We start from the raw sequence: 15710 nt of genomic DNA on the forward strand, positions 1-15710 counted from the left end.
CAGGCAGGGCTGTTCGTGGCCGACGCCCAGGACTTCCTCAAGGATGACGCCCTGCAGGCGGAAGTGTTTGGCTCCACCTCCCTGGTGGTGCAGTGTGCCGACCTCGATGAGGTCAAGGCCCTGGCCGAGGGTCTGGAAGGCCAGCTGACCGCCACCCTGCAGATGGACGATGGCGACGTCGACGCCGCCCGTGGTCTGCTGCCGATCCTCGAGCGTCGTGCTGGCCGAGTGATGGCCAACGGCTGGCCGACCGGTGTCGAGGTATGCCACGCCATGGTTCACGGTGGCCCTTACCCGGCGACCTCGGACTCGCGTACCACCTCCGTGGGCAGCGCTGCCATTCACCGCTTCCTGCGTCCGGTGTGCTACCAGAACCTGCCCGACAGCCTGCTGCCTGATGCGCTGAAAGACGGCAACCCGCTCAAGCTCAGTCGTCTGGTGGATGGCAAGCGCGAGTCCTGATGCGGATCTAGCTGGCACTATCCCTATCCCTCAAGAGGTAACCAAGGCCCGGTGATACTATCACCGGGCTTTTTCATGGCCTTGGCATAGGAGCCATCTTGTGAAGCGCCAGAAGTGTCTTATTCAGTGAGGTTGCCTGGGATGTCGTGCGCCAGATTGCGGCTCTTCTGGTGCCCCTTCTTATGGCAAGTGTGGCGTCAATTCATCGCGAGTGACCAATAGCGTGCCACTGGCATGTGCTGAGCGTCTAGATCAAGCGCCAAACACTCAGCAGCAGCAACCCCAGGCTGATGGTGACGATGCTCAATAGGGTGCTGAGCATGATGATATTGGCAGCGAGGCGTTCATTGGCACCCGCGCCGCGAGCCATCACATAGGCAACGGCGGCGGTAGGACTGCCCAGGAACAGGAACAGCATGCCAAGTTCGGTATCTCGATAGCCTGCTGCCAAGGCCAGGCCAACGCCGATGGCTGGCATCAGTACAAGTTTCCACAGGCTTGCGGACAGGGCCAGGGCTCCGCTTTCCCTGGCGGCCTTGATGCTCAGGCTTCCGCCAATGCAGATCAAGGCCAGCGGCAGCGACAGAGAAGCCAGGTAGTCGCCTGACGTCATCAGCCAGCTAGGCAGATCGACGTGCAGGTAGGTCAGCGGCAGAGCTGCGGCGATACCGATGATCAGCGGATTGGTGGCGACGTCCTTGAGGATATCGAGCGGACGTGAGCTGACGACGGGGCTGTAGACGGACAGCACGATAGCTGACATGACCAGGTTTACGATAATGATGCCGCCGGCCATGATGCTGCCCAGTGATAGCCCGGTGCTGCCGTACATGTTGGCCGACAGGGCAAGACCGACGATACCGCAGTTTCCGCGAAAGGCGCCTTGTACATAGACCCCGCGGTCCTCCCTGGGGCAGCGCCACAGGGCCCAGGCCCAGATGATAAAGAAGATGACCGCAGAGATGCCCAGATAAAACGCTACCAGCCCGAGCTTGAGGTCATCCCCCGGGGTGGCCCGCAACAGACTCAGGAACAGCAGTGTCGGCATGGTGACCCGAAATACCAGGCTTGACGCTGTGTTCACGAAGGACTGGTCGATCCAACCCAGGCGCCTGAGGACTGCGCCGATGAATACCATGGTAAAGACCGGCAGACTGACGCCGAGGGTGGTGGACAGTAGTGGCAGATCGATGACAGAACTCCTCGTCGACAAAGTGCTTTTAAATACTATGTATGATTAATTGTCTCGGGAAAAGAGGATATCGTCCGGAGTCTTCTGGAGGCCTTGCAGGGCAGGGGGGTCGTTAGGGCGTGTCGTTAGAGCGGGCTGATTGTTTGGGCGTCCCATGAGAGCGGGTCGCCAGGGCGAGCGTCAAGCCACTGGCAGGAGCCCGCCGAGGCATCCAGATAAGGTGCCTGGCAGGCCGGATCAATGCGCTTCAAGCGTCCTGGGTGTCAGTCGCTTTTTCGTCACTTTTTTCGCTGAGGTCATCATCCCGGGTGGTGACGGTGGTTACCGTCGCCACCGGGGTGGCTGCTGGCGGAGCCTGGGTGGTTCGCACGTCGACCCAGTGGAGCAGGGCAAGTTGTGCAAACAGCGCCGTGAAGCAGATCAGAAGGGGCTTGAACATGGGGCGTCAGTCCTGAGAAACCATATAAGGTAAATTTAACACGACTTTGGCCGCCATCGCTGCTGCTATCTCTAGCTCTCCTGGTCTCTCGGCTCTCTTAAACCTCTTCAGCCCTTGGGTGCCTTGGTCTTACGGGGCCGTTGGCCAGCCCCTGTTCGGCATGGTCAGCCCAGGCGCCTGCTGTAGCTGATCAGGCAAAGGCATTCAGGCACCAGGTGATGGCCGGAATGGCCACGATATCGATCAGTACCGCTCCGCATAAGGGAACGATGATGAAGGCCTTATGGGAAATGACGCGATAGTGATCGCAGACGGCGCTCATGTTGGCGACCGCGTTTGGGGTGGCCCCGAGGCCATGACCGATGAAGCCCGCTGTCAGCACGGCCGCGTCATAGTTGCGTCCAAGCAGGCGGAACAGGACAAAGATCGCCAGCATGACAATGGCCAGCGTCTGGACCAGAAGTATCAGCAGCAACGGGCCGCCCATCTCCTGCAGCTGCCAAATCTTCAGGTTCATCATCGCCATGGTCAGGAAAATGCCCAGTGCGACGTCCCCTACGCTGGATAGGGCATTGTCCGGGAGGCTGATCCATTGAAAGCGATCGTTGAGGTTACGCAGCAGGATCGCCACGAACATGGCGCCGACGTAGCTTGGCAAGATGATACCGAGCTGACTGGACAGCAGACCCTTGAACCAGACTCCCAGCACCATGACCGGTACGACCACGGCCAGCACGTTCAACAGGACACGGCCGTCAAGCTGTCCCTGGGTCGGGCGCTCAGCTTCGGCAAGACGCTCCAGGTCATGGACGTCTTCGCTGACCAGCGGCAGTTGGCGACGGTCAATGATCCAGCGGGCGATAGGGGCGCCGATCACGCCACCGACGATCATCCCGAAGGTCGCCGACACAATCGCCGCAGTGGCAGCGCCCTGTGCACCCAGGGCTTCGGCTTCGGGACCGAAGGCAGCGGCAGCACCGAACCCGCCCTCAAGCGAAGTGGCGCCGGCCATAAGCCCGATCAGAGGGTCCAGGCCGAGCAGGCTGGCCATGCCAATACCCACCCCATTTTGCATCAGCGCCAGTAGCCAGCAAGCCACCAGATAGACACCTAGCGCCTTGCCCCCCTTTTTCAGTAGCGCAAGGCTGCCGCCTAGTCCTACGGTGGTGAAAAAGGCAATCATCAGTGGGCTCTGCATGGCGGTATCGAGCTCGAAGGTGACGATCCCCATGTCACGCAGCAGCCACGCGAGAAGGGCGAAGCCAAAGCCACCGATGACCGGCGTGGGAACGCAAAAATGCTCTAGCCAGTTCAGACGACGCTTCAGCCCAGCGCCTGTGGCAAGTAACAGCAAGGCCAATGCTGTGGTGGCCACAGCATCGAGAGTAATGTGCATGAGTGTGCTCCAGCGGTTTTTGTGCTGCTTCGAGGCAGCGGAGTGAAGGCCGGTGGCGTTCCCTTGTCAGCGTCTGCCGGGGCGGCTGGCAGGACGTCCACCATGGCAGGGTGTTGTCTTGTCGTTTGTCGTTTCGGTATGGCGTCGTTGCGCCTTGCAGGATCGGCGCTGAGATCAGCGGGCCAGTCGCTCGATCAATCGCGCGGCGACTCGAGCGGTGCGGGAGTCGTTATCCAGGCTCGGGTTCATTTCGGCGACATCCACGACCGGCAGCTCAGTGCGGGACGACAGGTGATCGATGACGTCCTCGATGAAGGACAGTTCGATACCTCTGGCGGATGGCGCGCTGACGCCAGGAGCGACCCAGGCGGGAAGAGCGTCCAGACAAATGGTCAGATAGACCATGTCTACCTGGGACAGCAGTCGATCCAGTGCGTCCATGACGCTAGGGCTACTGATAGAACGGCAGTCCTCATCCAGGACCCAATCGACGCCCAGCGCCTCTGCACGATCAAACAGCGCCTGAGTGTTGCTCGCACGGCTCACTCCCAGGCAGGTATAGCGGAACTCGACGCCCTGCTCGGCACATAGCTCTGCGCACTGTCGAAACGGCGTACCGGAGCTGGCGACGCTGGACTGGCGCAAGTCGAGGTGTGCGTCCAGGTTGACGATGCCGATCCACGGGGGGGACTGACGCTGTTGGGCATGCTGCAGGAGTCCGGAAAAGCTGGCAAAGGCGATTTCGTGTCCTCCGCCGAGGCCAATGACCCGATGCCCTTGGTCCAGCAACTCCGTCACTTGATCAGCGAAGGCCCGCTGGGCATGTTCCAGTTCATCACCGTGGCAGCGGATGTCGCCCGCATCGTACACCGGAGTGTGGAGATGAAAGGCCAGGTTGGACAGCTGACGCCGGATGGCCAGGGGGCCCTCACTTGCTCCAGTGCGACCCTTGTTGCGGGCAACTCCCGCATCCGAGCAGAAGCCCACCAGCACTCGGCCAGGTGCTGAGGCCTCGGCGACGGGACGCACGACTTGATGCCAGCGTAGTGACTGGCCAATCTCTTCGCTGTCGATTCGCCCATGCCAGGACCATGGGGTCTGTGAACACTTGCTGCTACTCGTCACTCCAGTAGTTCTCCTAGTCGAAGCGCACTATTGCGGGCCTGGTCTGCCAACCAGGCGGTCTTATGGCGAACTCGAGCCTCTGGTGCCATCAGACTGACGACAGCCTTGAGCTTGCCGCGAGCGGAGAAGACTGGGGCGCTGGCACCCCAGATGCCTCCGTCGATCTCACCTAGGCTGGTGGCGACCCCCTGGGCACGTATCTGCTCGAGTCCTGTGAGTGCGTCGCTCTGTTCCTCTGGCGTTCGTAACGCCAGCGCCATGGCTCTTTCCTCGTCACTCATGAACGCAAGCAGTGCACGGGCACTGGCGCCTTTCAGCAGGGGCTGAACTTGGCCGCGGTGGTAGCAGCAGCGTAATGGCTGTGAGCTGTCGATCATGTCGACGCACAGCGCATGATCGCGCACGGGCACCAGCAGTGCCGACCCTTCCTCAGTGAGGTCGGTCAGCTCCATTAGCACGGGGCGCGCCCACTTGAGCAAGTCGTTGCTACGCTCAAAGCCTTGCTGCAGCCGCACAGCCTGCGGGCCTGGGGCATAGGTCCCACCTTCCCGCTCACTGACCATTCCCCAGGCCAGCAACTGACGCAGGTGACGATAAGCGGTGGACGTGGGTTGCTGAGTTTGAGCGGCTAGCGCCTTCACCGTCATGGCACCGCCTTGATTGGCGAGGCAGCAAAGCAGTGCCAGCATGCGGTCGGAAGGAGTCATGGCGTACCTCGTATTTTGATAAATGGTATATGGCAAAAGGATTACTTAAGAAACACTGTTATCAATTTATGAGAATGCCAAGCCCTAGACTTTAGTTTGACTTAGGGCGTGCAGCAGCGAGGCGAAACGCCTTCAAGGAGCAGCGACGCAGCGCAAGGAAGAGGAGCGCGAGGTGTCGCCACCGGTATTGGCAGATCTGGTGCAATGCCAGCGCTGCAGTGCACCACAGGTGCACATTTCACCTGCTTTGTCTGACATTTGCTGTGCCCTGATGCTAATTATTGCTTTGATTGGAAAAGGAAAATTTCCGGGTGGCACCGTAAATGCCTAATAAGAAATACATAATTCAAGACTCTGACCTTGCTCAGGAGGTAGTAGATGAACGCCCCAGCTGTGCGTGCTTTTTCTACGGAAGACCTTGAGTCGACCCCGCCAAGTCGAGAAAGTGTGATTTCCCTTCAAGGTGTGAGGAAGACATTTCACAGCTCTGACGGTGGCGCTGTCGAAGTGATCCGAGATATTACTCTGGATATAAAAAAGGAGGAGTTTGTCAGCATCGTGGGCCCGAGTGGGTGTGGGAAAAGCACGATGTTCAATATTATATCCAGCCTGCTTGAGCCCACGGATGGTGTCATTGAACTCAGTGGGCGAGACCCTCATTGTGGCGCACGAATCGGCTACATGCTGCAACGTGATCTTCTGTTTCCATGGCGAACTATCATCGATAACGTATGTCTTGGACTGGAAGTTCGCGGAGTGTCAAAGTCGCGTCGCTATGAAATGGCCAAGGATCACTTGTCTCGTTATGGTCTGGCGGACTTTGCTGATCAATATCCGGGTACGCTTTCTGGGGGGATGCGTCAGAGGGTGGCGTTGATCCGCACGCTCATTACCGAGCCTGACCTCATTCTTCTGGATGAACCCTTTTCGGCACTCGACTACCAGACGCGGCTTGTTCTGGAGGAAGAGATCGTATCGATTCTAAAGGAACACAAGAAAACCGTGGTCCTGATTACCCATGATATTGGCGAAGCTATCGCCATGTCGGACCGCGTCGCAGTGATGACCAAGCGCCCAACATCCGTAAAAAAGGTGTATGACGTTGGGTTGTCCCGTGAGCTTGGCTCGTGCCTCAAGGCTCGCAGTGATGTTCGATACCAGACCCTTTTCGATCAGATCTGGGAGGATTTGGACATCCAGGTCGCGGGAGGTGCCGCATGAGCGATGCTCAGACCTTTACCCATAGGATTCAGGCAGGTAGCAACAAAGACATCAGTGAAGCACCGAAGAGATCGGTGCTGCTGACGGACAATCTATGGCGTGGTGCAGGGATAGCTCTGCTCGTGGCGCTGTGGCAAGTGGGAGTCAGCGTTGGCTGGATCAATCCCTTCTTGATGGGGTCGCCATCCGGGATTGCCGAAGAAGCGCTTCGTCTGCTTCAGTCAGGTCAGCTACTGGACGATACCCTGGCGACCGTGTCTGCCACGATTGCGGGGTTCTTGCTGGGTAGCATGCTTGGCTCGATCTGTGGCTTGTTGCTCTGGTTCTCGCGTACCACTGCCCGAATCATTGACCCGTTTATGGTTGCGCTGAATGGGCTGCCTAAAATCGCCTTGGCCCCGATGATCATCATCTGGTTTGGCTCCGGCATGTTTTCAAAGATCATGCTGGCATTCGTAGCCACCTTTGTCGTGGCTCTGCTGTCCGCTTATCAGGGAACCCACCAGATTGATGGAAATATGATTAATCTGATGAGATCGCTAGGAGGTTCCCGGCGGGAAGTGTTCACGAAAGTCGTGGCTCCGGCAACGTTGCCGTGGATCATCTCTGCCTTCCGCTTGAATATTGGTTTTGCCCTAATCGCCGAGATTGGTGGTGAGTTTATCTCATCGGACCGTGGATTGGGTCGAATGATTTTTGTAGCGGGAAATCTCTTTAACCTCAACGTGGTCTGGGTAGGCGTTATCGTACTCATGATGGTCGCCATTGCTCTTTATGTGGTGGTGTCCAAAGTGGAAAAGCGGTTGCTTCCCTGGGACCACGCGAGGTGAGGTGTGATAACGACGCAGGTCGTTGATGCTGCAGTGATACTGTTGAAAAAATAACGACAAGGAATGAAATCAGTATGAATGCTTTCTTCTGCTCCAAGAAAATGATGGTGGGTCTCGGTCTTGTTGCTGGTATGTCCTCTTTCCAGGCACACGCTCAGGAGATGGACACAATCCTCATCAACGAAGCCTTCCACTCCCTACTCTACTTGCCGGTATATGTGGCCAAGCACGAAGGACTTTTCAATGAGTACAACATTGACGTGCCTGTCGTGCGCTCAGCCGGATCGGGGCCAGCGGCATTGGCATCGGTACTGGCGGGGGAGTCTCAGTTTTCTGTTCACGGTCCAGAGCATGTTGGCTTTGCCCAGGAACAGGGAGGGAGCGGCAAAGCCATCAGTGCGGTAGCCAACAGTGCACCGGTGTGGGTACTGGCAAGTCCCGACCTCGACTATAGCTCGCCCGCAGACTTGGCCGGCAAGGAGGTCGTGGTCGGGTTGGCGCCAGGTACGTCGAATACGCTCATCAAGCGTCTGATCGAAGATGCCGGGGTGGACGGCGAGGTCCAGATAACAGAAGTACAGAATGGCTCTGAGCTTGGGCCTGTGCTTTCCGGTCGTGGTGATATCGCTGTCGCATATCAACCGCAGGTGGAGCAGGGCATTTCCCAGGGACTGGAGATTATCCATGCCTTCACTGATGACTATCCCGAGTATGCGTTCTCGACCATCAATACCTCCCAGGAAATGATTGATGATAATCCAGATCTGGTCTTGCGCTTCGTCAATGCCATCAATGATTCGCTGGCCTTGATTCATACCGACGCTGACGTGGCCAAGGCCGTGGCCCGAGAGGAGTTCGGTGACCTTTCTGGCGAGGTGGTCGATGCTGCGGTACAGAGGATGATCGACAACAACGTCTATCCGGAAAGCGTGACGATTACCGAGGACGCGTTCAACAACGCTATCGAGATGCAGCAGTTTGTCGGCAACATCGAAGGGGAGATGTACTACGAAGACATCGTGGATGACTCTTTCGCGATCAAGGCCGTGAACTAGGACCAGCGTGTCGCAGCGCGGATCGCAAAAGCCCGCGCTGCGACCCGCGCTGAGTCAGAGGAGGGTGACATCATGCTGGCGGCCTTGTTGTTCTTCTGTGCAGTGGGTGGGGTTGCTGGGCTTGCCGCGGGACTCTTTGGCATCGGTGGAGGCGTCATCATCGTGCCTGCACTTGCCTCGGCCCTGGCGTTCAAGGGCGTTGATGAGGCTCTCATCATGCATCTCGCGATTGGCACATCGCTGGCCATCATCGTGGTGACTGGTGCCTCTTCAGCGTTTGGACACTGGAAAAAAGGAGCTGTATCGCGGGAGCTACTGGTGCTGATGCTACCTGGGCTGATGTGCGGTGCGGTACTTGGCGGTTTGGTCGCCGATCACTTGGATGGTCGTCAGCTGGAGCGCTTTTTCGGTGTGTTCATGCTCCTGCTTGCAGCGCACATGCTGCTTTCCAAGAGGGTAAGCGAGAAAGCCCACGTCTCGGGGAGGCCGGCAATGTTTGCTGCCGGCACCACCATCGGTACCTTCTCCGCACTGTTTGGCGTGGGTGGCGGTGTCCTGAGTGTGCCTTGGCTTGCCCGCAATGGCGCAGGGCTGACCCATGCGATTGGTACCTCGGCCGCCTGCGGGCTGCCCATTGCCCTCGTCGGCGCCTTGACCTTCATGATGACGGGTCTTGGCCATGCGGGCCTACCCGAAGGAAGTCTCGGCTATCTCTATTGGCCTGCCTTTGCAGGCGTTGCCATGTTCAGCGTGCCGGCCGCCAGGTGCGGCGCCAAGCTGGCGCATTACCTGTCGCCTGAGCGACTGCGAACGCTATTTGCCCTGGTCATGGTGGTGGTGGGGATCACCCTGGTGCTCTGACCATGCCTCAACGAGTGACTTACACTAAGGAATATCGGATGCCGACTGCACCGAAGAGCATTACCGCGTTTCACCAGAACCACCGGGGAGCTGCGGCGAGCGGACTGGACTGGTGGCATCAGTGCGTAGCGCAGATTGAGCGTGTCGAGCCCGAGGTAAGGGCCTGGGAGGCGCTGGCCACAGAACCTCCCCCACTCGACCCTACGCTGTCTGGCCGGCCTTTGTTCGGTGTCCCGGTAGGCATCAAGGACATCATTGATACGAGGGACCACCCTACGGCATGGGGCACGGGGGGGTATCTTCGTTCGTCTGAATCGCTGGTTGACGCGTCTCTGGTGTCGCTGCTCAAGCAGCAGGGTGCGCTGATCATGGGCAAGACAGTGTCTACCGAATTCGCGTATTTCACCCCGGGCAAGACACGCAATCCCCATGACACCTCGCGCACGCCAGGAGGGTCTTCCAGTGGCTCGGCAGCGGCGGTGGCCGCCGGTATGGTGCCCGTCGCGTTTGGTACACAGACAGCTGGCAGCATGATTCGACCTGCGAGTTATTGCGGTGTCTACGGCTTCAAGCCCACCTTCAACACGCTCAGCACCGCCGGTGTCCGCGGCTTCGCGCCATCTTTGGACACCATCGGCTGGTTCGCGCGTAGCGTCGAGGATGTCAGCACCGTGTTCTCGAGTTTGACGGGAGCGGACAGCATCCGCCCGGCGAGCAGCCTGAAGGGGCTGCGCCTCGGGGTGTTCAGTTTGCCCTCGGCCACGACCATGAGCACGGATGTTCAGCGGGTACTCGCTGAGGCAGAAGCCATGGCGAGGCACGCAGGGGCAGAGATCGTTCCTCTGGCGCTGGGCAGCGATATCGAATGCTTGGTGGAGGAGCAGAAGGTGGTGATGGCTTACGAGTCAGCCAGGACGCTGGCAAGTGAGTATGCCGCCTTTGCGGACCAGATGGGGCCCAAGCTGGTCGAATTGATCGAGGAAGGCCGAGCTATCGGCTGGTCGCGCTACCGTGATGCCATGCGCCGCGCGGCTGCGGCTCGCCAGTCATTGTCGCGGGTGTTGACGACTCAGGTCGACGGCATTTTGGCAGCCAGTGCTACAGGCGAAGCGCCGTTGGGCATCGACGCGACAGGGGACCCCCTTTACTGCCGCGCCTGGACGCTATTGGGCGTCCCTTGCCTGAACCTGCCCATCGGACAGGGTAGCCAGGGCATGCCGATCGGGGTGCAGTTGATCACGGACCGCTGGGCGGATGAGAAGCTGCTGGCCATGGCTGGTGCGTTGGTAGCGCAAGCCAGTGAGGGTCAGCCCCATGCGCTTGAGGGCATCGCGCCAGTCTGACGGTGGCTGACGAGGTCAACGGCTTTACCACAGCGGCCGTCTCTCTGGCGATCTCTCTGGCGGACATTGTCAGCGGGTACATGTCTGCCAGGCCGTTATCGCAACGGGAGAAAAACGCTTGCCCCGCGATGCGCCGAACGGATGATGCCTTGGGTCAGGTGCTGCAGATCCACAGGATGCGGGCGGGGGCGGGGCTTGTCGAGATGACGGCGTGTCCCATCTGGCTATCAAAGGACATGCTGTCTCCTGGTTTGAGGCGTGTCGGGGCGTAGTGTTCGGTCCACACCTCGACCTCGCCTTCCTGGACCACGATCTGTTCATGCCCGGCGTGGCGTTGAAGCTCACCAAACTCATCAATGCTGGTGTTCAACACCGTGGTCGAGAACACCAGAAAGTCCTTCGACACCATGTCGCTGCAAAGCAATTCAAAACGATAGTTGGGAGTCTCGACAATGTCTCCCTGGCCTGAGCGAGTCAGCGTACGCCAGCCACTGAGCGCACGGCGCTCGCGGTAGTAGAAGAGTTCGCCGACATCCACATTTAGTGCATTGGCCAGCTTGACGATGACTTCGTAGGTGGGCGAAAGCCTGCCGTTCTCGATCCGCGAGATGCTGGCGGCGGATGTGCCTGATACCTGGGCCATCTGAGCGATGGTCAGCTGGCGTTCGCCGCGCAGGGCTTTCAGGTTGTCACCGATGGATCCGGCCTTGCGCGCTTTCTCATGGGGCCGGGGTGGCGTGGAGGTCTCGCTCATGCAGGTCTCCGGCGGCTCCTGCCGTCCTTGATGATGGGGGAGGAGCGTTGATTGTTGGTCTTTTTCATTTATTTTGACTGAAAATTGCGTATATGCAATGCTCAATCACGATAGTGATGCTTAATACGCAGTGTCTGCCGATCGATAACAACGCCGGCTGGGCATTGCCTTGCGCTCCTGTACGCCTATAAGAAATCCAACGAGGATAACAATGTATAAGTTGAACCGACTGGCTGGCAGCGTGACTGTTGCCGCCGCCCTCGCGAGTGTCTCCCTGTCTGCGACTGCCGAACCGATGGAGTGGAAAATGGCCACCCCATGGGGTGGCGGGCCGTGGTTGGAGCGGGACGCCCAGACCTTCGCCGACTATGTCAATCAGCTGACGGCGGGTGATGTTTCCATCGAGGTGTTTCCTGGTGGCACCCTGGGTGGCGCGCTGCGGGTGACCAATACCGTCAAGGCCGGGGTCGCCGAGGTCAGCCATAATTACGTCAACTATGACTACGGCACAGATCCGACGGCGGCGTTGTTGGCCGGTCACTCCAGCGGCCTCACGCCGGAAGAATTCATGATGTGGATGTACGAGGGCGGCGGCGTGGAACTCTATGAAGAGTTTCGCCGTGATGTCTTCGATGTGGTGGCCTTCCCGTGCTCCATTCTTGGCACCGAGATCTTCCTTCACTCCAACAAGAAGGTCGAAACGCTGGAGGATTTTCAGGGCCTGCGCCTGCGCACGTCAGGGGCCTGGGCTGAGATCGCCTCACGCCTGGGTGCCTCGACGGTGGTCATGGCCGGCAGTGAGATCTACAACGCCCTGGATCGCGGCGTGATTGATGCTGCCGAGTGGGGCAGTCCGGAAATGAACAAGCCAACGGGCTTCCAGGATGTGGCTCAGTACGTGGTGCTGCCGGGCGTTCACCAGTCTGGTGGCTTCCTGGAATGTCAGGTGAACCAGGAGGCGTGGGACGCGCTGAGCGCCGAACAGCAGGAGCTGCTGCGTCTTGCCGGCAAGCTCAGTGTGTTTGACTCCTGGCTCGCGAGCTCCTATGCAGACCTGGAGGCCTACCAGGAACTGGTGGACGGTCCGAACGAGATCGTGCAGCTGGATCAAGACTTTATCGACGCCATCTACGCGGAGACCCGCAAGTGGGAAGATGAGTACGCCGAGAGCAACGAATGGTTTGCTCGAGTGCTTGAATCTCAGCGTGAGTTCAAGGCCAGCATGACCAACTGGCAGCAGTACCGTCTGCCGATCGGAGCCATGGCTCGGGACTGACATCGTTGCTGGCGGCCCGGAGGAGGGGATGGTCCCTTCCTCCGGGCCGTTTCCTGTTCTGACTTCCTACTTTTGGGCAATTCAAGATGACGCTTATTCACGCGATCGAGCGGCTGACGCGCTGGGCAGGAGGGCTAGGTGCTCTGCTGACCTTTCCGCTCATAGCGGCGTTGGTCTACGAGGTCTTCAGCCGCTATGTGTTGGGACAACCTACCCTGTGGGCCTTCGAGGTCAGCTACATGGTCATGGGGGCCATCTTCATGCTGGGCATGGCTGATACGCTGCGACAGGGGCAGCACGTCAGCGTTGATCTGATGACGCTGCGTTGGTCGAGGCGCACCAATGCCCTGGTGCAACTGATCGGCTATGCCGTGTTCTTGCCGGTTCTGGCCTGGCTGGTGTGGGAGCTTGGCCAATACGCTCACGAAGCGCTTTTATCCAATGAACGCTCAGGCAGGTCGGCCTGGAACCCGGTGATCTGGCCGGTGTTCCTGACCTGGTGGCTCGGCTTTCTGCTGCTGGCGCTGCAGGTCGTGGCCGAAGTGTTCAAGGCGATTGCTGCATGGAAAGGTCAGGCAACCGAGAGTGAGGGCGCCCAATGAGTGATTATCTTGCCCTGGTGATGTTTCCGGCGCTGATTGGCTTCATCATTGCCGGCTTCCCGATTGCCTTCTCGATGATTGTGGTAGCGACGCTGTTCGGGGTAATGCAGTTTGGCGATGCTGCTGCCTACCAGCTGTTGACCAAGATCGAGGACACGGCGTCCAACTCGATTCTCGCAGCGGTCCCGCTGTTTATCTTCATGGGTGCGATGCTCGAGCGTTCAGGCATCGCGGAGCGGCTGTTCACCGCCATTCATTTCTGGACCCGGCGCCTGCCTGGCGGACTCGGCGTGGGCGCGGTCATCATGGGCACGCTGTTTGCAGCAGCGAGTGGGGTAGTGGGCGCGACCGAGGCGGTGATCGGCCTGCTGGCCATCCCGGTGATGCTCAAGCATCAGTACAGCAAATCGCTGATGTCGGGCACCATCTGCGCCAGTGGCTCCCTGGGCACCGCGATCCCTCCCTCCATCACTGTGGTGGTACTGGGGCCTGTGGCCAGCGTGTCGGTGGGATCACTGTTCAGTGGGCTGATGTTTCCCGGATTCCTGATGGCGTTGCTGTTCCTGCTGTACATCGTGCTGGTGGCGTACCTCAAGCCAGAAATGGCGCCTCGCATGTCGGCAACAGAGGGTGAGAGCGCGACCCTGGGGGAGAAGCTCAAGGTCACCTTTGGCGCGCTGCTGCCGACGATGGCACTGATCGTGACTGTGCTTGGCACGATCCTGCTGGGTATCGCGACCCCCACCGAAGCGGCAGCCTGTGGCGCGCTGGGTTCGGTGGTGCTGGCGCTGGCCTATCGCAACCTGACCCTGGACGTGCTGTGGAACTCGGCCAAGCGGACCTTGAATATTTCGGCGATGATTCTACTGATCGTGCTGGGGGGCAATATGTTCGCCGGTGTGTTCTTCGCCGCCGGTGGCATGGCCACGGTGCAGTCGCTGCTGATGGATACCGGGCTGAGCCCCTGGATGATCCTCGGCATGATTCTGCTGATCGCCTTCCTGGCAGGGTTCGTGCTGGACATGATCTCAGTGGTACTGATCGTGATACCGGTGGCCATGCCGATCGTGCGGGCACTTGGGTTCGATGAGATATGGTTCTGTGTTGCCTTCCTGGTGGTCATGCAGACAAGTTACCTGACGCCGCCTCTGGCTCCTTCCATCTTTTATCTCAGGGCGATCACGCCACCCGAGGTTACGCTCAAGCATATGTACACCGGGGTCATTCCTTTTATCGTTGTACAGTTGATCGTGTTGGCGCTGGTTCTGGCCTTCCCTTCCTTGGCGCTGTGGTTGCCTGATCAGCTGAGTGGGCCGTCATGGAAGTAGGCCGATCATGTTCCAAGGAGAGTCGCTGATGCAGGACACTAACGCCGCCAGTTCAGAGGGGGCCTATCTGACGCGGGAGGCCATGATGTCGCTATGTCGCAGCGTGTTGGCCCAGCATGGCTTCAGCGCCGCCCAGGCCGAGGCCTTGGGGGCCACCCTGGTCGCGGCGCAATGGGACGCTTGCCAGTCCCATGGGCTTTACCGCTTGCTCGGCATCGCCGCGACGGTACGTGAAGGCGCGGCTGTCGCGGATGCACAGCCGCGTGTCGAGGACCTGGCCCCGGCGGTAGTCAGGGTGGATGCTGACGGTGGATTTTCGCCGGCAGCCTTCAACCTGGGTCTGCCGCCTCTGATCGACAAGGCCAGGCAGGGTGGCATCGCGGTAATGGCCATTCAGCGTTGCGTCCATGCCACCGCCCTGTGGGTAGAGCTCGAGCAACTGACCGAGGCAGGGCTGGTGGCCATTGCCTGCAACCCGACCCAGGCGTACATGGCTCCCCATGGAGGCAAGCGTCCCCTGTTCGGCACCAACCCGCTGGCGTTTGGCTGGCCGCGGCAGGGGCAGCCACCGCTGATCTTCGACTTTGCCACCAGTGCCATTGCCCGGGGTGACATTGAGCTTCACCGTCGCTCCGGCGATGCGATTCCGGAAGGCTGGGGCGTAGACCGACATGGCCAGCCATGTACCGATCCGGCGGAAGTGCTGGATCATGGTGCGATGCTGCCCTTCGGTGGCCACAAGGGGTCGGCGCTGGCACTGATGGTCGAGCTGATCGCCGGGCCGATGATTGGTGACTTGATGAGCCTTGAGTCAACGGATCACGACGATGGGCGTGGTGGGTTGCCCTTCCACGGGGAGTTGATCATCGCCATTGATCCGGCCCGAACAGGAGCGGGAGCCGCTGACATGGGCAGGGCAGAGCAACTGTTCGAGCAGATGTTAGGACAGGGGGCTCGGTTGCCCGCCCAGCGCCGCTATCAGGAGCGTGCACGCAGCGCCCAACGCGGTGCCTGGGTGTCCCAGGCACTGCTCGACGATATCCATGCCTTGATGAACTCTTGATGAACTAGGGCTTGTACGAAAAGTGCCTGCGCTTGGTGATACGGCGTTAAAAATCG

Annotated in this window: 15 protein-coding genes and 1 pseudogene; 10 read left to right on the forward strand and 6 right to left on the reverse strand. The window is 59.5% G+C overall.

The annotated features are described in order from the left end of the window. Positions 1–462, forward strand: a pseudogene (locus KUV86_RS08860) (aldehyde dehydrogenase (NADP(+))); the annotation flags it as partial. Between the two features lie 247 nt (positions 463–709). Here the strand turns inward: KUV86_RS08860 and KUV86_RS08865 are convergent. The 5 genes from KUV86_RS08865 to KUV86_RS08885 form a co-directional block, all read right to left on the reverse strand. Then, the gene (locus KUV86_RS08865; protein WP_261397592.1) at positions 710–1675 is read right to left on the reverse strand and encodes an AEC family transporter; all 966 of its coding nucleotides are present in this window, start codon (positions 1673–1675) and stop codon (positions 710–712) included. Positions 1676–1901: 226 nt separating this feature from the next. Then, entirely contained in the window at positions 1902–2093 is a 192-nt protein-coding gene (locus tag KUV86_RS08870; RefSeq protein ID WP_222484512.1) for a hypothetical protein, read from the reverse strand. 190 nt (positions 2094–2283) lie between these two features. Beyond that, positions 2284–3489: a sodium/glutamate symporter gene (gltS, locus tag KUV86_RS08875; RefSeq protein ID WP_206944822.1), complete on the reverse strand. Its 1206-nt coding sequence runs from the start codon at positions 3487–3489 to the stop codon at positions 2284–2286. 174 nt (positions 3490–3663) lie between these two features. Next, entirely contained in the window at positions 3664–4614 is a 951-nt protein-coding gene (gene hutG / locus KUV86_RS08880; protein ID WP_222239458.1) for a formimidoylglutamase, read from the reverse strand. After that, a complete protein-coding gene (locus tag KUV86_RS08885) occupies positions 4611–5321 on the reverse strand; it encodes an IclR family transcriptional regulator (RefSeq protein WP_222164321.1) in 711 nt (236 codons plus the stop codon). The genes hutG and KUV86_RS08885 overlap by 4 nt, the downstream gene beginning before the upstream one ends. A gap of 378 nt (positions 5322–5699) precedes the next feature. Here KUV86_RS08885 and KUV86_RS08890 point away from each other — a divergent pair, with 378 nt between their 5' ends. From KUV86_RS08890 to KUV86_RS08910, 5 genes are all read left to right on the forward strand, one after another. Further along, a complete protein-coding gene (locus tag KUV86_RS08890; protein ID WP_206944819.1) occupies positions 5700–6542 on the forward strand; it encodes an ABC transporter ATP-binding protein in 843 nt (280 codons plus the stop codon). Next, complete coding sequence (locus KUV86_RS08895; RefSeq protein WP_222484514.1) at positions 6539–7372, forward strand: ABC transporter permease; 834 nt, start codon at positions 6539–6541, stop codon at positions 7370–7372. Before KUV86_RS08890 ends, KUV86_RS08895 begins: the two co-directional genes overlap by 4 nt. 161 nt (positions 7373–7533) lie before the next feature. After that, positions 7534–8427 carry an ABC transporter substrate-binding protein gene (locus KUV86_RS08900; RefSeq protein ID WP_224908344.1) on the forward strand — a complete coding sequence of 298 codons (894 nt, stop codon included), beginning with the start codon at positions 7534–7536 and terminating at the stop codon, positions 8425–8427. A gap of 72 nt (positions 8428–8499) precedes the next feature. Beyond that, on the forward strand, positions 8500–9288 hold the full coding sequence (locus KUV86_RS08905) for a sulfite exporter TauE/SafE family protein (RefSeq protein WP_222484516.1): 789 nt from the start codon (positions 8500–8502) through the stop codon (positions 9286–9288). A gap of 38 nt (positions 9289–9326) precedes the next feature. After that, entirely contained in the window at positions 9327–10631 is a 1305-nt protein-coding gene (locus KUV86_RS08910) for an amidase (RefSeq protein WP_222484518.1), read from the forward strand. 154 nt (positions 10632–10785) lie between these two features. Here KUV86_RS08910 and KUV86_RS20080 read toward each other — a convergent pair whose 3' ends face one another. After that, entirely contained in the window at positions 10786–11385 is a 600-nt protein-coding gene (locus KUV86_RS20080; RefSeq protein WP_206944815.1) for a helix-turn-helix domain-containing protein, read from the reverse strand. A 307-nt stretch (positions 11386–11692) separates the two neighbouring features. On the opposite strand from KUV86_RS20080, the gene KUV86_RS08920 reads away from it, so the two are divergent. From KUV86_RS08920 to KUV86_RS08935, 4 genes are all read left to right on the forward strand, one after another. Continuing rightward, positions 11693–12661 (forward strand): C4-dicarboxylate ABC transporter substrate-binding protein, encoded by a 969-nt coding sequence (locus KUV86_RS08920; RefSeq protein WP_242520972.1) that lies wholly within the window; start codon positions 11693–11695, stop codon positions 12659–12661. A gap of 86 nt (positions 12662–12747) precedes the next feature. Beyond that, positions 12748–13263 (forward strand): TRAP transporter small permease subunit, encoded by a 516-nt coding sequence (locus tag KUV86_RS08925; RefSeq protein WP_222239453.1) that lies wholly within the window; start codon positions 12748–12750, stop codon positions 13261–13263. Continuing rightward, positions 13260–14591 (forward strand): TRAP transporter large permease subunit, encoded by a 1332-nt coding sequence (locus KUV86_RS08930; RefSeq protein ID WP_222164318.1) that lies wholly within the window; start codon positions 13260–13262, stop codon positions 14589–14591. The genes KUV86_RS08925 and KUV86_RS08930 overlap by 4 nt, the downstream gene beginning before the upstream one ends. Positions 14592–14619: 28 nt before the next feature. Next, on the forward strand, positions 14620–15654 hold the full coding sequence (locus KUV86_RS08935; protein ID WP_315900974.1) for an Ldh family oxidoreductase: 1035 nt from the start codon (positions 14620–14622) through the stop codon (positions 15652–15654). Positions 15655–15710: the final 56 nt, after the last annotated feature.

The organism is Halomonas sp. DP8Y7-3 (genome assembly GCF_019801675.1).
Classification (GTDB): Bacteria; Pseudomonadota; Gammaproteobacteria; order Pseudomonadales; family Halomonadaceae; genus Halomonas; species Halomonas litopenaei_A.